The organism is Erythrobacter sp. THAF29 (genome assembly GCF_009363635.1).
Taxonomy (GTDB): Bacteria; Pseudomonadota; Alphaproteobacteria; order Sphingomonadales; family Sphingomonadaceae; genus Erythrobacter.
Window position 1 is genome coordinate 1,909,291 of sequence record NZ_CP045392.1, and the last position, 16,412, is coordinate 1,925,702.

Below are 16,412 nucleotides of genomic sequence, written 5' to 3' on the forward strand. Positions count from 1 at the left end.
AGATATGCTGAAGAGTGTTTGGGGTGGAACAGCGGCGCTCGCAGTCGCGATGGCGGCGCCTGTACAGGCAGACGATCTGCGCGACGATGTGATGGCGGATATGCCGGGCTTGATGGAGGTCTATCGCGACCTCCACACCAATCCAGAGCTGTCTTTCCAGGAATTCCAAACGGCAAAAAAGCTCGCGGCAAAAGCGCGCGAACTCGGTTTTGAAGTCACCGAAGGAGTGGGGCGGACCGGCGTGGTTGCGGTCATGCGCAATGGAGACGGCCCCACCGTCATGTTGCGCGCCGACATGGACGGGCTTCCGGTCGTCGAACAGACCGGGCTGCCCTATGCTTCCAAAGCACGCGGAGTTCCGGCAAGCGGGGTCGAGACGGGCATTATGCATGCATGTGGGCACGACACCCACATGGCTGCCTGGGTTGGCGCGGCGCAGCTCCTCTCCGAACATCGGGACAAGTGGTCGGGCACGCTGGTGATGATCCTCCAGCCTGCGGAAGAGTTGGGGCTTGGTGCGGTCGCGATGCTGGAAGACGGCCTCTACGAGCGCTTCCCCAAGCCCGACTATGTGCTCGCTTTTCATGATGCAGCGGCGGCGCCTGCAGGCATGATCGGCTACACTTCGGGCTATGCACTCGCAAACGTCGACAGCGTCGACATCACGGTAAAGGGCGTCGGCGGGCACGGCGCCTATCCGCACACGACCAAGGACCCGATCGTAATCGCCTCTTCCATCGTGATGCGCCTGCAAACGCTGGTGAGCAGGGAGAAGAATCCGCTCGATCCTGCCGTTGTTACAGTCGGCAGTTTTCAGGCCGGGGCCAAACACAACATCATCTCCGATGAAGCGAGGTTGCAGCTCACCGTGCGCTCTTACAGCGACGAGTCCCGCGCGGCGCTCCTCTCGGGCATCGAGCGCATAGCCAAGGCCGAAGCGATGGCTGCAGGACTGGAAGGTGACATGCTGCCGGTGGTGACGATTGAAGACCCGTACACGCCTGCAACCTACAACACGCCGGAGCTCACTGCCGATGTGGCCGAAGTGCTCAAAGCGCGTTTCCCGGGCCGGGTGATCGAAACCGATCCGGTGATGGGCGGCGAGGACTTCAGTCAGTTCCGCCGCGCCGACCCTGACAACGTGCAGACCTTGATCTTCTGGGTCGGCGGAGTGCCGCAGGACCAATGGGAAAAAGCGCAGGCGGGCGAAATTGAGCTGCCCTCGCTTCACTCACCGTTCTGGGCGCCCGATGCGGAAAAGGTGATCGCGACCGCGACCGAAGCGCTCGTTGCGAGCACATTGGACCTTATGCCGCGGAAGGGTGGCTAATGTCGATAAATGAACGGCCGCCGAGACGGATCGCTCCGTCACGACGGCCGTATTCTCCTCCCCAGGAGAACTGGTGCAGTGCGCAGACCTCAGTCGGCGTTGGGCACGTAAGTGCCTAGCCGGTGATGCAGCGCGTTGATCTTGGCAAGCTCATCGCGGTCTTCGGTGTTGCGCGCGTGGCTTTCGAGCGCACGGCGCAGCAGCTTCATATCCGCAGTAGAGAGCAGGGCACGGGCGCGTGACGGCTCTTTGCTCGGTGTGTCTGTATCGCTCATCGTCTTTCTCTCCCTTGCCGCTTGCGCGGGCTTGGTGGTGATGATCAAGCTAATGGAGGTGTGCGAAGGTTCCCGCAAGGCCGTTTGGGGGATAGCGGCCCTGCGAAAACTCCCTGCCGAGGTCAGGCGGCCTCGAACTGGTTCATCGTATTGTCCTTGCCGCCTGCCTTGAGGGCAGCTTCACCGGCGAAGTACTCCTTGTGATCGTCCCCGATGTCGGAGCCGGCCATGTTCTGGTGCTTCACGCATGCGATGCCCTGGCGGATTTCCTCACGCTGGACGTTCTTGACGTAGCCGAGCATTGCCTGCTCGCCGAAGTACTCCTTGGCGAGATTGTCAGTGCTGAGCGCGGCCGTGTGGTATGTCGGCAGCGTAATGAGATGGTGGAAGATGCCTGCGCGTTTCGAGGCATCGGCCTGGAAGGTACGAATCTTCTCGTCTGCGGCAGCGGCAAGATCAGTCTCGTCGTAGCTCGCATCCATCAGGCGCTCGCGGTCGTAGGACGACACATCGATTCCTTCTTTCTCCCATGCATCATAGACTTGCTGGCGGAAGTTCAGCGTCCAGTTGAACGAGGGCGAGTTGTTGTAGACCAGTTTAGCATTCGGGACGACTTCGCGCACACGGTCGACCATGCCTGCGATCTGTTCGACATGCGGCTTCTCTGTTTCGATCCAAAGCAAGTCCGCACCGTTCTGCAACGAGGTGATGCAGTCGAGGACGCAGCGATCTTCACCGGTGCCAGCGCGGAACTGGTAAAGGTTGGAGGGCAAACGCTTGGGTGCCATCAGCTTTCCGTCGCGGCTGATGAAGACCTGGCCATTGGTGATGTTGGCCGGATCGACCTCTTCAGCATCGAGAAAGGCGTTATACTGATCGCCAAGGTCGCCGGGCTCTTTCGAATAGGCAATCTGCTTCGTCAGACCTGCCCCGAGCGAGTCGGTACGAGCGACGATGACGCCGTCTTCGACGCCAAGCTCGAGAAAGGCGTGGCGGATAGCGCGGATCTTCTGCAAAAAATCCTCATGCGGCACGGTGACTTTGCCGTCTTGGTGGCCGCACTGCTTTTCGTCCGAAACCTGGTTTTCGATTTGCAGTGCGCAGGCGCCTGCCTCAATCATTTTCTTGGCGAGCAGATAGGTCGCTTCCGCATTACCGAAGCCAGCATCGATATCGGCGATGATCGGCACAACGTGCGTTTCGTGGTTGTCAATCTTGTTCTGGATATCCTTCGCCTTGACCTCGTCGCCGGCCTCACGTGCCGCGTCGAGCTCACGGAACAGCATTCCTAGTTCGCGCGCATCGGCCTGTTTGAGGAAGGTGTACAATTCTTCGATCAAGGCAGGGACGCTGGTCTTCTCGTGCATCGATTGGTCGGGCAGTGGACCGAACTCGCTACGCAGAGCGGCGACCATCCAGCCCGACAGGTAGAGATAACGCTGCTTGGTGGTGCCGAAATGCTTCTTGATGGAGATCATCTTTTGCTGAGCAATGAAACCATGCCAGCAGCCCAGCGACTGCGTGTAGGCGGCCGGATCCTTGTCATATGCGTCCATGTCTGCACGCATGATCTTCGCGGTGTACTTCGCAATGTCGAGACCAGTTGGGAAGCGGTTCTGGATAGCCATCCGAGCGGTCGCTTCGGCATCGATTGCGCCCCAACTCGGTCCATTGGCTTCGATAATGCTTTGCATCTGGGTGATGGTGTCTTGGTACGTCATGTCCGGTCTCCATACGAATAGGGGAGGGTGTGACACCGGCTTGCACTGCTGCAGCGCAGCATAACAGGAAAAATTACAAAATTTCGTGTCTGTATCGGACGAATTTGGGCAATTCTTGTGTAATTTTGTAAAATAATTTACAGATACCGAATGTCCGACACCGCACTCCTCGCCGGTCCAGCGCTGCGCCGCTTGCGCAAGCGCGAGGGCCTTACGCAAGCCGCGATGGCCGCCTCGCTGGGGATCAGCCCGAGCTATCTCAATCTCATAGAGCGAAACCAGCGCCCGCTATCCGCGAGAGTTTTGGTCCAGGTGATCGAGCGCTTTGATTTCGACCCTCGCAGCTTGCGCGAAGACGAGGCCATCGGCGGCCTGGATGGACTTGCCCGGCGGCTTTCCGACAAGCGCTTCGCAGACTTGGGGATCGACCGCGAGGAGGTGCAGGAATTTCTTGCCGCAGCCCCACAAGCAGCAGCTGCTTTCGCGAGGCTATACGATACTGCAGGCCACGCTTCGACGCGCGTCGATGACCCTGCGGGCGATGCGCGCGAGGCAGGGGAGCGTTGGCAGAACCATTTTTCCGATCTCGATCATGCGGCCGAGGAGATGGCCGATGAATTGCGTCTTTCGCGCGGGGACACCGGGGCCGCATTGGCCGAAAGGTTGCGCGAGCGGCACCAGCTTTCGGTGCGGGTGCTTCCTGCCGAGGTAATGCCGGGGATCGTCCATCGACTGGATCTCCATGCACGGCAATTGCAGCTTTCAGAAATGCTGCCAGGTGCTGCCCGGCGGTTCCAAATCGCGCGGCAGGTGGGCGCGCTTGAGCAGCGCGACGAGATCGAGACACTTGTGGCAGGAGCTAACCTGAATTCGCCCGAAGCGCGCGACCATTTCCGGGAGCACGTCACCGATTACCTCGCCGCCGCGCTCCTCATGCCGTATCGCCGGTTTCTGCGTGCCTGCGAACAGACCGGCTACGAGGTCAACATCCTTCAACGCCGCTTTGCCTCGAGTTTCGATCAGGTCGCCCAGCGACTGACGACGCTTCAAAGAGTGGGTGAACGGGGGTTGCCATTCTTCAGTGCGCGCTTCGGCAGAACAGGACGGATGGTCCACTTCACCGCCGGGGCAAGCGGTGCAGCCTATCCGTTGGATGGTGCGCGCTGGCCCGCCTGGGTGCCCTATGCCGCGTTCGAGAACCGCGGCGCGCTCTTGACCCAGGCGGTGACATTCGGTGAAGGCGAGGCTGTTCCAAAGCACTGGTTCACGATCGCTCGCACGGTGGAAGTTGACGGGGCAGCCTGTTCGGCGCGCAAAGCAGTGGTGCTTGGGTTGGAAGCGCGCTTTGCCGGCGACCTTGCGCATTCACGCGGGGTCTCGCTCGACCCGAAGGACGCGGTGCCCCTCGGCGTGGGATGCCCGCGCTGCGGCCGCGCCGATTGCCTCACTCCTGCGCCCGAAAGGTTGGCATCCTCGCCGATTGGTTAAGGCGCATCGCGATCCGCCCAATTCCTGATGCCAGATTAACCATTCATTCCGGCAGTGATCCGGGGTTTTCCCAGGTGGTGTAAAATTTACCGACACTTAATCACTCGCGCGTAGGAGGACACTCGCAAATTCAACTGCGAGCGCCGCCTTACCGATGATCCGTCTGTTCAAGCACTACATCCCGCATGCCGTGATCCTTCTCGGCCTGCTCGATTATGCGCTCCTCTTCCTCGCGGGCGAGATGGCATGGCAGCTGCGTGCATCCCAGATCGGGAGCGAAGCAGGTCCCTTGGCAGAGCGCTGGCTAGCATTGGCAGGAGCAGCCGGGGTTGTCTGGCTCGCCATGATTTCGGTCGGCGTCTACGGACCTTATGCGCTCCGCAGCCTTCGCTTTGCTGGCGCGCGGTTGCTGGTTGCCATCAGCCTTGGCGTAATCGCGCTTGCTTTCATCGATTTCCTGATCGGCGCCGATACGTTCTGGCGTTCGACCCTGTTCTACGCAATGGGCTTTGCGATCCTTGTGCTGGTGCTCGACCGGCTGGTCCTCAACAGCTTCCTCGGTTCGTCTGCGTTCCGCCGCCGGGTTCTTGTCCTGGGTGCAGGCGATCGCGCCCAGCGACTGCGCGAGCTTGGCGACAAACCCGAAAGCGGCTTCGCAATCGTTTCCTACATCGCCATGAGCGAGCCGGAACGCGTGGTAGAAGAAGCTATTCCGCGCGAAGCGATCCACGATCTTGGCCGTTTCGTCGAAAATCTCGGGGTTAGCGAGGTGGTGCTCGCATTGCAGGAGCGACGCAATTCGCTGCCGCTTAAGGATCTTTTGCGAATGAAGACCAAGGGCGTTCATGTGAACGACTTTTCGAGCTTCATGGAACGCGAGACAGGCCGTGTCGATCTTGATACGGTCAATCCAAGCTGGCTGATTTTCTCCGATGGATTTTCCAGCGGTCGGATGTTGTCGAGCGCTGTAAAACGTGTCTTCGACATCGTAGCCAGCCTGATCTTGCTGCTTCTGACCTTCCCGATCATTCTCTTCTTTGCCGCGCTGGTGAGACTCGACAGCAAGGGACCGGCATTCTTCAGGCAAGAACGCGTCGGCCTCTACGGTCAGACCTTCCACCTCGTCAAACTGCGTTCGATGCGCACCGATGCAGAGAAAGACGGTGCGAAGTGGGCCGAAGAAAACGATCCACGCATAACCCGTGTAGGACGCTTTATCCGCAAGGTCAGGATCGACGAACTTCCTCAGACCTGGAGCGTTCTCAAGGGGCACATGAGCTTTGTCGGTCCACGTCCCGAAGTGCCGACTTTCGTGGAGAGCCTGGAGGAAGAGATCCCGTTCTACGGGGAGCGTCACATGGTGAAGCCGGGCATTACCGGGTGGGCGCAAATCAATTACCCCTACGGCGCATCGATCGAGGATAGCCGCAAGAAGCTTGAATACGATCTCTATTACGCGAAGAATTACACGCCATTCCTCGATTTCGTTGTGTTGCTGCAAACGGTGCGCGTGATCCTTTGGCCTGAGGGTTCGCGCTGATGGTCGACCAGAGCGGCGTCGGCGCTCTCGCGAGCCTTGTCTGCTTCGTGGCAGGCGGCGTGCTAAGCGCAGGCGCGGGTGTGTGGATCGCCCGCTTCGGCGATCGCAACCGCCCCGATCGCTTGCCGCTCATTGCGGCCGCGTTCCTTGCCGCCATGTGGTGCTCGCTCGCTGCGGCATTCGGACCGCATGCACTCACGACACTGCTCGCCGAGACGGCCCGTAACCTCGCGTTGATCGCTGTGATCTTCCGGCTCTTCTCTGCCGACGGTCGCGATGAGAGTCTCAAACCGATTCGCCCTGTGATTATCGCCCTTGCGTTGGTGCAGCTTTTTCAGCCGGTGGTTCTATTGGTGAGTGCGAGAAGCGCGTTCGAACCCGAACTCGTTTCGCTAACATTCGAAGTTTCAGCCGTACTCAACATGCTTGTAGCCATTGGTGCGCTGGTGTTGCTGCACAACCTCTATGCGGGCGCTGCGGCTGCTTCGCGGCAAGTCCTACGGTGGAGCGGGATAGGGCTTGCGGGCATATTCGCATACGACCTCAATCTCTTCACGGTATCCTATCTTTTGGGAGAGCACCCGTCCGGGCTTGTGATGCTTCGCGGCCTGTTCACCGGCGTAATGACAGCGCTGCTGGCGATGGGAGCCATTTCGGAAGGACGCGGTCTACAATTCCGGCCCTCACGCACCGTGACCTTCCAGACGCTCTCGTTGTTGGTGATTTCGAGCTACCTGCTGATCATGGTGCTGGTAACACGGTCGCTGACCTTGATCGGCGGCGATTTCGCGCGTGCGGGGCAGGTGGTGTTTCTCGTGCTTGGCATCCTCGTTGCTGCGATCTGGATACCGTCCAAGCGCCTGCGCGGTTGGCTGAAGGTCACGGCGACGAAGCACCTGTTCCAGCATCGCTATGACTACAGGGAAGAATGGCTGCGCTTCACCCATACAATCGGGCGCGGGGCTAGCGGCGGGCCAAGTTTCTACGAGCGAGCCGTGAAGGCGATGGCCGATATTACGGACAGCCCGGCGGGAATCCTGCTTGTAACCAATGAGGAAGCTCAGCTTGAACTCACCGCGCGGTGGAATTGGGCGACGCTGGAGGTTCCCGGCGTCGCAGTGGAATTCGGCCTCACCGATCTCTTGGAGAAGCACAATCTCATCCTCGATCTCGACGAAGTTCGAGCCGGCGTGCAACATCATGGCGAACTCGCGCATGTTCCCGAATGGCTTCGTGAGGCTGAAGACGTGTGGGCGCTGGTGCCGCTCATCCACTTCGACCGTCTTGTCGGCGCAATCGTCCTTGCCCGTCCGCGCATCGAACGCCGCCTTGACTGGGAAGACTTCGATCTCCTGCGCGTCGCGGGCCAGCAATTGGCCAGCTACCTGTCCGAACAGGCGGGTCAACAGGCCCTGATGGATGCAAGTCGTTTCGACGAATTCAATCGTCGCATGGCTTTCGTGATGCACGACATCAAGAATCTTGCGAGCCAGATGTCGCTGCTTTCCGCCAACGCCCAGAAGCACGCCGACAATCCGGCTTTCCGTGCCGACATGCTCGTGACCCTGCGCAACTCTTCGGACAAGCTTTCGGCGCTGCTTGCCCGCCTCGGTCGCTATGGCTCAGGCCCGGTGAACGAGATGGCCGAAGTCGATCTCGGCGAGGTTACGAGACAGCTCGTAAAACGCATGGCGGCGACCCATCCAGTCATTCTTGCGCAAGCCGAACCGGTTCGCGTCGTCGGGGATCGCGAGAGCCTCGAACAGGCACTCATCCATCTCATTCAAAACGCAATTGATGCGAGCGAAGAGGGATCGCCCGTCCATCTGAGCGCGACGATGGAAGGCCTCAGCGGTCAGATCGAGATTATCGATGCCGGCCACGGCATGAGCCCCGAATTCGTGCGCAGCGGGCTCTTCAAACCATTCGTCTCTTCCAAAGACGGCGGCTTCGGCATTGGCGCATTCGAAGCCCGCGAAATGATCAAGGCAATGGGCGGGCGCGTTATGGTCGAATCTCGCGAAGGCGTGGGCACCCGGTTCAGCGTGATCCTGCCGCTCGCGGAAAGCCGCAAGCTCGCATCCAATACCAACGCTCCTGCTGCAAACAGCGATGAGGTCGCATAATGGCTGACAAGAAACCAACCCTGCTCGTGGTCGAAGACGATGAGGGCCTGCAGGCCCAGCTCAAATGGGCCTACGAGGATTTCGAGGTCATTGTCGCCGGGGACCGCGATAGCGCGATCGCTGCGCTTCGCAGCGAGGCGCCCGCGGTCGTAACTCTCGACCTTGGACTACCGCCCGATCCCGATGGCACGCGCGAGGGCTTTGCCGTGCTCGATGCGATCATGGAGTTGAAGCCCGACACGAAAGTAATCGTTGCGAGTGGCCACGGCGCACGTGAAAGTGCGCTTCAGGCGATCGAACGCGGGGCGTACGATTTCTACCAAAAGCCGGTCGATATCGACGCACTGGGCCTGATCGTGCGCCGTGCCTTCAACTTGCATCAGATCGAGGAAGAGAATCGCCGGCTCACTGCGCATGCAAGCGAAGACAAAACGGTGCTGGGTCGCCTCATCACGGGCGCGCCCGAAATGGTGAAGGTCGCCCGGACAATCGAGCGCGTGGCCAGCACCAGTGTTTCAGTCATGCTGCTGGGAGCAAGCGGAACCGGTAAGGAACTTCTCGCTCAAGGCCTCCATGATGCAAGCGACCGTGCGAATGGACCGTTTGTCGCGATCAACTGCGCGGCGATCCCCGAGAACTTGCTCGAAAGCGAGCTGTTCGGGCACGAGAAGGGCGCGTTCACAGGTGCGGTCAAGACCACCGAGGGCAAGATCGAAAGCGCGAACGGCGGCACGCTGTTCCTAGACGAGGTTGGCGACATCCCACTCCCTCTACAGGTCAAGTTGCTTCGCTTCCTGCAGGAACGCACCATCGAGCGGATCGGCGGTCGCAAGACAATCGCGGTCGACACGCGCATCGTTTGCGCCACCCATCAGGATCTCGAAGCGATGATTGGCGCGGGCACCTTCCGCGAAGACTTGTTTTACCGGCTGGCTGAAATCGTCGTGCGCATTCCCGGTCTTGCCGAGCGCCACGGCGATGCAGTCCTGCTTGCCAAGGCATTTCTCAAAAAATTTGCAAAAGAGATGAATCCGACCGTGACCGGGTTCGCGCCCGATGCGCTCGCCGCGATTGACGCGCACGAATGGCCGGGGAATGTGCGCGAACTGGAGAACCGTGTGAAGCGCGCGGTGATCATGGCCGATGGCAAGCTTGTGAGCGCTGACGATCTCGATTTCCTCGGTGATGACGAAGAAAACGCCGAGGTGCTGAACCTGAAAGCCGCACGCGAACAATCGGATCGCCGCGTGATCCGCCATGCTTTGGCCCGCAGCGAGGGTAACATCTCGAGCACGGCCAAGCTCCTTGGGATCAGCCGCCCGACGCTCTACGACCTGCTCAAGCAGTACGATCTACATGCCTGACTTGCGGCGTTCCTGTTTCTCGGGGCTGACGGTTGCGGCACTTTTGCTGGCGGCATGCAGCGAAGATGTTCGCGCGCCCGATGAGCCGATGTCGCAGAACGCCAGCCTTGTCAGACTTGTAGAGGATGCCCGCTACGAAGTGCGTGAGGGCAACCTTGCCGAAGCCGGGCGCCTTTATGACGAGGCACTTGCGATCGAGCGCGACAACGCAGCCTTGTGGGTGGATATTGCCAGGTTGAGATTTCGAGGCGGCGAGCATGCTGGCGCGGTTGAGGCGGCCGACTACGCACTATCGCTCGATCCCAACCACGCGCCCGCGCTGCTGCTGCGCGCACAGCTCGTGCGCGATGCCTATGGGATGGGAGAATCGCTACCGTGGTTTGAAAGAGCGCTGGCTCAGCATCCTGACGATGAAGAGTTGCTGGCGGCTTATGCTGCAACGCTTGGCGACTTGGGACGGCATCGCGATATGCTTGCGACCGTCCGTCGTCTGGCGGAGATCAATCCGCGAAACCCGCAGGTGCACTACTTGCAGGCGGTGCTGGCCGCACGTGCGGGCGATCCGGTGACAGCGAGCAGCCTGCTGAAACGCAGCGGTCTGCGCGATGCAGGTGTCCCGTCCGCGGTGCTGCTTGGCGCATTGATCGACATGCAGCAGGGCAACTACGACAACGCTGCGACAGCGCTCGAACAGCTTCTCGTTCGGCAAGCCGGCAATGCCCGCGTGGCAGACCTGCTGGCCCGCGCATTATGGTTGAAGGGTCGCGATGACGAGATCGTCGACAGGTTTTACGATCGCGCAATTGCGGCCGATGCGAGCCCCTATCTGGTGATGCTGGTTGGCCGGTCCCTTGAACGTCTTGGACGACGCGCGGAGGCGGTACCGTTTCTGAATCGTGCCGCGCAGGTCGAACTGGGCAAGCTGGTGCTCCTGCCCGGTGCGAACGAAAATCCGCGCGCGCTTCCTGGTCAGACACTAAACATGCGACGGCTCGTCAGTTCTGCTCAACGCGGCCAGTCCCGTCGATACGCGGCGGCACTCGTTTCCGAATTCCCGCAGTCTTCGGACATCAAGGTGTTGGCAGGCGACGCTGCGCTGGCGCAAGGCGACGAGGAACTGGCACTCACACGGTACACCGCTGCCGCCGAAGTTCGCCGACCCTGGCCGCTGACCAAAAAGATCATCTATGCCTATCGCGCAATGCGTGACGAGGATGCAGCCGATGCCTTGCTCTTGCGCCACTTGAAGACCGAGCTGCGTAATCCGGAAGCGCTGATCATGCTGGCCCAGAGAAGCGCCGCAGATGAAGATTGGCTGCGGGTCGCAGTCTTGCTCGATACGGCTATTTCGCTCGGAGTGGGCAACGATCTGGTTCTGCTCGAACTGCGCCGCGATGCGGCGATAGCCCTTGATGATGTTGAGACTGCCGAGCGTCTCGAGACGAGCCTTGCGCAGCTGCGCCCTCCAAAATTCGTGAACGACTAGGGGCGCGCGCTCGACAATCGCGCGGGTGCAGGGCAGGTCGCATGCCATGATCTCGACAGTCACCAGGCTATTCGATCCGATGGTGCGTCTGCTTGTGGTCGCGTTGCTTCTTGCGATCGTGTTGCCGGTGCCACAGAGCCAGCAGGCGATCGGCCAGTTTATCGCCAACGCTGCTGTGTTCGCGCTTTTCCTGCTCAATGGGCTGAAGCTGCCTCGCGACCAGGTCCTTCGCGGGGTAAAGGATTTGCGGTTCCATGGCGCACTAGCGATATGGGTGTTCGGCGCGATGCTGTTTGGCGGTTGGGGCCTGTGGCAAGCGGGCGGATATCTCGTCCCGCCACTGGTCGCATTAGGGTTTCTTTATCTCGGAGCGCTTCCTTCGACGGTCCAGTCGGCGACCGTGTACACTTCGATGGCGGGTGGAAACACCGCGCATGCAGTGGTTGCCGCTGCGCTTCTGAATGTGCTGGGCGTTTTTTTGAGCGCACCACTGTTTGCCCTTCTTGCGGGCAGCCAGGCGGTTGCGTTCCAAGGCGAAGTACTGGCCAAGATCGCGCTGATCCTGTTGCTACCTTTCGCGCTCGGGCAGATGCTTCAGCCGCGCTTTGGCGAGATCGTCTCCCGCAATCCGTCTTTGACAAAGTGGACAGACCGTATTCCCATCGCGATCGCTGTCTATGTCGCAATGAGCGCGGCGGTGAACGAGGGCATCTGGAGCCGTATCGCAGGCCATGAATGGGCACTGATGCTGGCCGGCGTGGTCGTCTTCCTTGCATACGCCAATGCAGGCGCTTGGTTGGCGTCGGGTTTGCTCGGAATGAACCGCGGGGACCGCATCGCCTTTCTGTTCGGCGGCTCGCAAAAAAGCCTCGCCATGGGTGCGCCGCTTGCGACGATCCTGTTCGAGCCAGCGAGGGCGGGGATTATCTTGCTCCCGCTACTCGTCTATCACTTTGTCCAGCTGGTTCTGGCCGCGCCGCTTGCTAGCTCGCTGGCTGCTCGTCCAGCGCGATAGTTTCGGGATTCTTGCGATTGTGGCGGATCGACCACCACAGCGACAGTCCGATGAGCACGGCTCCGATCAGTCCGGTGAATGTCTCAGGAATGTGGTACTTTGCCGATATCAGCATGATCACGCCGAGTACGATAATGGCCCAGAACGCGCCATGTTCGAGGTAGCGAAATTGTGAAAGGGTCCCGGCACGTACGAGGTGGATCGTCATGGAGCGCACGAACATGGCACCGACCGACAGGCCGATAGCGATCACAATCATGTTGTTCGATAGCGCAAACGCGCCGATCACTCCGTCGAAGCTGAAACTCGCATCGAGCACTTCGAGATAAAGAAACCCGCCCAGTCCGCTGCGAACCACTTCGCCGGCCGCTTTCTTGCGCGCTTCACGCTGTTCGATAATCGCGCCGAGGGCGTGGACACCGATAAATGTGACGAGGCCGAGTATTCCAGCAGTCAGGAAAGTCAGTGCATCGTCTGGGGTAAGCAAGGTGGAAACGCCGTAGACCAACGAAAGCACCAGCCCGATCTCCACCGCAGGGACGGTCGAGAACTTGTTGATCGAACGCTCGAGCGCAGCGATCCAGTGGACGTTCTTGTCCTCGTCGAAGAAAAAGGTGAGACCAACCATCGCAAGGAATGCACCGCCGAATCCGGCAATGCCGATATGGGCACTCGACACGATACGTTCATATTCCTCCGGGTTACCGAGCGAGAGCTCGATTGCCTGCCACGGGCCGATTTGTGCGGCTATCGAGACAATTGCGATGGGAAAGACAATCCGCATCCCAAACACGGCGATCAGGATGCCGATGGTAAGAAATCGCTGCTGCCAGACCGGATCCATTTCGCGCAGGACCGTTGCGTTGACCACGGCATTGTCGAAGCTCAGCGAAACTTCGAGTATCGAGAGGACGAAGACAATCCAAAGGATCGAGAGCATGCCCCAAACGGTGCCGGTGCTGACCCAGCCATACCATGCGGCGCCCGCGAAACAGGCTGCGGTGAAGAACAGCGAAAACGTATAGTAGCGCAGAAGTGTCTGCATGATCGATCTGGCCTCGAAGGAGTCTGGGATCAGCTTTTGGGCTGGTATGTCTGTTCTTCGCCGGGGAAGGTGCGATCACGCACTTCTTCGGCATATTTCGCGACGGTGTTTTCGATCACGCCGGCGATATCCTCATAACGTTTCACGAAACGCGGGACACGTTCGAACATTCCGAGCATGTCCTCGGTCACCAGCACTTGTCCATCGCACCGTGCAGAAGCGCCAATGCCGATGGTGGGGCAGGAAACCGCCTCGGTCGCGGCAATCGCGATCGGTTCAACCACGCCTTCGATAACGATCGAGAAAGCGCCTGCCTTGTCGAGCGCAACTGCATCGCTCACGATCTTGTCCGCCTCTGCATCGGATCGGCCACGTGCGGCGTAGCCTCCGAGCACATTCACAGCCTGAGGCGTGAGGCCGACATGGCCCATTACAGGGATACCGCGCGAGTTGAGAAACTCGACAGTGGATGCCATGGCTTCGCCGCCTTCGAGCTTCACGGCCGCTGCGCCTGTCTGCTTGAGCAGGTAGGACGCGCTCTCGAAAGCCTGCTCTGGCGAGCTCTCGTATGAGCCGAACGGCATGTCGACGATCACAACCGAATGATACGACCCGCGCACAACAGCCGCGCCGTGGTTTGCCATCATTTCCAGGGTTACGGGGATGGTGGAAGGCAGGCCGTAAATCACCTGTCCGAGCGAATCCCCGACCAGCAGCATATCGCAGTGCGCGTCGAGCAGTTGCGCCTGCCGCGCGGTGTAGGCTGTCAGCATGACCAGCGGTTTTTCGGTCACGCCGTCCTTCTTGCGCGCGCGAACGCGCGGCACAGTGAGGCGCTTCATGGGAGCGGGCGTCGGGTTGGCGCGGCTGGTGCTCGTGTCGAGCTCGAACGTCGTGGACATGGCCGCGCATTTAGCGAGCGCAAGGGATAAACGCAAAGCCCTCTTGGCCTGAGCGCGAAATCATTGCACAGAGGGACGCAATGGGATTGCGCGCGGGAGGCGCGCGGCAAGAGGGTAAGTTTCAAGCATGGCAGCAACAGGTTCGGGCCACGAAAACTGGTCGTCGCGTAGCGCGTTCATTCTCGCCGCTGTGGGTTCAGCCGTGGGGCTCGGCAACATGTGGCGCTTTCCCGCGGAAGCGGGCGAGAATGGCGGCGGGGCATTTGTCCTGTTTTACATTTTCTGCGTGCTCTTGATTGGCCTGCCAGTGCTCCTGTCGGAAGTTCTCATAGGTCGGCACGGCCAAGCCAATGCTCCCGAGAGTGTCCGTAGAGTGGCGCGCGATTCCAATGCGTCGGAAGGCTGGAGCATTCTTGCATCCATGGGGGTATTCGCTGCCTTCCTCATCCTCAGTTTCTATTGTGTAGTGGGCGGATGGGTCGTCTACTATATCGGTGTCTTCCTTAGCGATCTGGTCCAGACCGGTGTTGCAGGCGGCGCATTCGAAGGTCGTGCGGCCGAAGATATCGAGGGCCTGCTTCCCGGCTTGTTCGGGAATGGCGGGCTGATGGTCGGGTTGAATCTCGGCTTTCTCGCCGTGACTATGTTCTTCGTCGCGCGCGGCGTTTCGAGCGGGATCGAATGGGTGGCGGTTTATCTTATGCCCCTGTTCTTCCTGCTGTTTCTCGGCATCACGATTTACGGCGCATTCACGGGTAATTTCGGCGATGCAATCGCGTATCTCTTTACGTTCGATTTTTCGAAGCTGACCGGGGAAGTGATGCTCGCGGCGGTCGGCCAGGCGTTTTTCTCGCTGTCGCTGGGTGTCGCAGGGATGATGACCTACGGCGCATACGCCAATCGCGACACAAATCTCGGTCATACGTCCGGTATCATCGCGAGCGCGGACACCGCCGTTGCCATGCTGGCGGGTCTTGCGATTTTCCCGATCGTGTTTGCTGCAGGTCTTTCGGCGAGCGCGGGCCCCGGCCTGATGTTCCAGTCGCTGCCGATTGCATTCCAGGCGATGCCGTTTGGTTCGTTGATCGGCCTTGCGTTTTTCGTGATGGTTTTCTTTGCGGCATTGACGAGTTCGGTGTCTCTTCTCGAAGCTCCCACAGCGTGGATGTTCGAGAAGTTCAACATGGCGCGTCCGGTTGCGACCCTGATCGTTGGGCTCGGCGCGGCGGTGCTCGGAGTGCTCTCTGCACTTTCGTTCAATGAGCTCGCGGAGTTTCGACCTCTTGGCTTCATTCCGATCTTCGCCGAGGCGAATTTCTTCGATGCGCTCGATGGTGTCACGGCCAAGCTGTTCATGCCGATCGGTGCGATCTTGACCTGCATCTTTGTCGGCTGGGTCGCCAATCCCAAGCTGATCGACGATGAAAACGGTCTCGATGGCTTGCTTCACCAGACTTGGCGTGCGCTGGTTCGATTCGTTTGCCCGGCGGCCTTGTTGGTGATCCTGCTTTTCGGACTATTCAGCTAAAAGGAAGGGCCGCCCCCGGAAGCAGCGGCCCTTTTTGCGACCCGTTTGTGTTTGATTAGAGCGTCGTTTCGAGGTGCTTGTCCTGCACTTCGTCATGTACCGTCATGCCCAAGGTCATTTTGGCGGTGGTTAGGATACCCATCTCACCGCTCCAGATTTCGGCATCGCGAAGATCCATGCGCAGGAACAGGATGTCGGGATCGTCCTTGCCGCCATCGTACCAGGCTTCGACAAAGTTGTTCCAGAACTGGTCGAAACGTTCCTGGTCGTCTTCGATGAACAGGCTTCCGTGGAATCGGGCATAGACGTTGTGACCCTTGCCTTCATACGTCGCGGTGACGGGGCCGAGTTTGGCGAAATCGCTGTCCTTCTGCGTGAAGAACCAAATCGCGCTGTCGGCATCCTCGTCGGTTTGCGCTGTCATCGGGACGGCGGTTTGCGGTTCCCCATCGCGTTGGAGGAAGACGAAGGGCGAGTCGGCCAGCGCCTTCCAGAATTTTGTTTTGAGTTCGTCGGCGTTGCCATCGTTGTAGCGCATGAAATATCTCCTTGTTTTGATGGACTAACGGCTAAAGTTGAGGCTCGTTCCAAA

Annotated in this window: 13 protein-coding genes; 8 read left to right on the forward strand and 5 right to left on the reverse strand. The window is 59.8% G+C overall.

The window, feature by feature from the left end; all coding sequences use genetic code 11:
• Positions 1–4 precede the first annotated feature (4 nt).
• Positions 5–1,330 carry an amidohydrolase gene (locus FIU90_RS09205; protein WP_152434472.1) on the forward strand — a complete coding sequence of 442 codons (1,326 nt, stop codon included), beginning with the start codon at positions 5–7 and terminating at the stop codon, positions 1,328–1,330.
• A gap of 89 nt (positions 1,331–1,419) precedes the next feature.
• Here the strand turns inward: FIU90_RS09205 and FIU90_RS09210 are convergent, their stop codons facing one another.
• Complete coding sequence (locus FIU90_RS09210; RefSeq protein ID WP_152434473.1) at positions 1,420–1,605, reverse strand: hypothetical protein; 186 nt, start codon at positions 1,603–1,605, stop codon at positions 1,420–1,422.
• A gap of 122 nt (positions 1,606–1,727) precedes the next feature.
• On the reverse strand, positions 1,728–3,326 hold the full coding sequence (locus tag FIU90_RS09215; RefSeq protein WP_152434474.1) for an isocitrate lyase: 1,599 nt from the start codon (positions 3,324–3,326) through the stop codon (positions 1,728–1,730).
• A gap of 150 nt (positions 3,327–3,476) precedes the next feature.
• On the opposite strand from FIU90_RS09215, the gene FIU90_RS09220 reads away from it, so the two are divergent.
• The 6 genes from FIU90_RS09220 (at position 3,477) to FIU90_RS09245 (ending at position 12,345) form a co-directional block, all read left to right on the forward strand.
• Positions 3,477–4,814 carry a short-chain fatty acyl-CoA regulator family protein gene (locus FIU90_RS09220; protein ID WP_152434475.1) on the forward strand — a complete coding sequence of 446 codons (1,338 nt, stop codon included), beginning with the start codon at positions 3,477–3,479 and terminating at the stop codon, positions 4,812–4,814.
• Between the two features lie 154 nt (positions 4,815–4,968).
• A complete protein-coding gene (locus FIU90_RS09225; RefSeq protein WP_152434476.1) occupies positions 4,969–6,354 on the forward strand; it encodes a TIGR03013 family XrtA/PEP-CTERM system glycosyltransferase in 1,386 nt (461 codons plus the stop codon).
• Positions 6,354–8,480: an XrtA/PEP-CTERM system histidine kinase PrsK gene (gene prsK / locus FIU90_RS09230; protein WP_152434477.1), complete on the forward strand. Its 2,127-nt coding sequence runs from the start codon at positions 6,354–6,356 to the stop codon at positions 8,478–8,480. The genes FIU90_RS09225 and prsK overlap by 1 nt, the downstream gene beginning before the upstream one ends.
• Positions 8,480–9,844: a PEP-CTERM-box response regulator transcription factor gene (gene prsR, locus FIU90_RS09235; protein WP_152434478.1), complete on the forward strand. Its 1,365-nt coding sequence runs from the start codon at positions 8,480–8,482 to the stop codon at positions 9,842–9,844. Before prsK ends, prsR begins: the two co-directional genes overlap by 1 nt.
• The gene (locus tag FIU90_RS09240; RefSeq protein ID WP_172970231.1) at positions 9,837–11,330 is read left to right on the forward strand and encodes a lipopolysaccharide assembly protein LapB; all 1,494 of its coding nucleotides are present in this window, start codon (positions 9,837–9,839) and stop codon (positions 11,328–11,330) included. Before prsR ends, FIU90_RS09240 begins: the two co-directional genes overlap by 8 nt.
• Before the next feature lie 46 nt (positions 11,331–11,376).
• The gene (locus tag FIU90_RS09245; protein ID WP_152434480.1) at positions 11,377–12,345 is read left to right on the forward strand and encodes a bile acid:sodium symporter; all 969 of its coding nucleotides are present in this window, start codon (positions 11,377–11,379) and stop codon (positions 12,343–12,345) included.
• Here the strand turns inward: FIU90_RS09245 and FIU90_RS09250 are convergent.
• Positions 12,314–13,390, reverse strand: a complete 1,077-nt coding sequence (locus FIU90_RS09250; protein WP_152434481.1) for a DUF475 domain-containing protein — start codon at positions 13,388–13,390, stop codon at positions 12,314–12,316. The two genes, FIU90_RS09245 and FIU90_RS09250, sit on opposite strands and share 32 nt — an antisense overlap.
• Positions 13,391–13,419: 29 nt before the next feature.
• Positions 13,420–14,292 carry a 3-methyl-2-oxobutanoate hydroxymethyltransferase gene (panB, locus tag FIU90_RS09255; protein ID WP_152434482.1) on the reverse strand — a complete coding sequence of 291 codons (873 nt, stop codon included), beginning with the start codon at positions 14,290–14,292 and terminating at the stop codon, positions 13,420–13,422.
• Between the two features lie 127 nt (positions 14,293–14,419).
• Here panB and FIU90_RS09260 point away from each other — a divergent pair, with 127 nt between their 5' ends.
• Complete coding sequence (locus tag FIU90_RS09260) at positions 14,420–15,820, forward strand: sodium-dependent transporter (protein ID WP_152434483.1); 1,401 nt, start codon at positions 14,420–14,422, stop codon at positions 15,818–15,820.
• A 55-nt stretch (positions 15,821–15,875) separates the two neighbouring features.
• On the opposite strand, the gene FIU90_RS09265 is transcribed toward FIU90_RS09260, so the two are convergent.
• Positions 15,876–16,358 (reverse strand): pyridoxamine 5'-phosphate oxidase family protein, encoded by a 483-nt coding sequence (locus tag FIU90_RS09265; protein WP_152434484.1) that lies wholly within the window; start codon positions 16,356–16,358, stop codon positions 15,876–15,878.
• Positions 16,359–16,412: the final 54 nt, after the last annotated feature.

Coding starts and splice junctions, on each gene's coding strand:
- FIU90_RS09205 (WP_152434472.1), top strand. CDS start 5: ATGCTGAAGAGTGTTTGGGGTGGAACAGCGGCGCTCGCAGTCGCGATG.
- FIU90_RS09210 (WP_152434473.1), bottom strand. CDS start 1,605: ATGAGCGATACAGACACACCGAGCAAAGAGCCGTCACGCGCCCGTGCC.
- FIU90_RS09215 (WP_152434474.1), bottom strand. CDS start 3,326: ATGACGTACCAAGACACCATCACCCAGATGCAAAGCATTATCGAAGCC.
- FIU90_RS09220 (WP_152434475.1), top strand. CDS start 3,477: ATGTCCGACACCGCACTCCTCGCCGGTCCAGCGCTGCGCCGCTTGCGC.
- FIU90_RS09225 (WP_152434476.1), top strand. CDS start 4,969: ATGATCCGTCTGTTCAAGCACTACATCCCGCATGCCGTGATCCTTCTC.
- prsK (WP_152434477.1), top strand. CDS start 6,354: ATGGTCGACCAGAGCGGCGTCGGCGCTCTCGCGAGCCTTGTCTGCTTC.
- prsR (WP_152434478.1), top strand. CDS start 8,480: ATGGCTGACAAGAAACCAACCCTGCTCGTGGTCGAAGACGATGAGGGC.
- FIU90_RS09240 (WP_172970231.1), top strand. CDS start 9,837: ATGCCTGACTTGCGGCGTTCCTGTTTCTCGGGGCTGACGGTTGCGGCA.
- FIU90_RS09245 (WP_152434480.1), top strand. CDS start 11,377: ATGATCTCGACAGTCACCAGGCTATTCGATCCGATGGTGCGTCTGCTT.
- FIU90_RS09250 (WP_152434481.1), bottom strand. CDS start 13,390: ATGCAGACACTTCTGCGCTACTATACGTTTTCGCTGTTCTTCACCGCA.
- panB (WP_152434482.1), bottom strand. CDS start 14,292: ATGTCCACGACGTTCGAGCTCGACACGAGCACCAGCCGCGCCAACCCG.
- FIU90_RS09260 (WP_152434483.1), top strand. CDS start 14,420: ATGGCAGCAACAGGTTCGGGCCACGAAAACTGGTCGTCGCGTAGCGCG.
- FIU90_RS09265 (WP_152434484.1), bottom strand. CDS start 16,358: ATGCGCTACAACGATGGCAACGCCGACGAACTCAAAACAAAATTCTGG.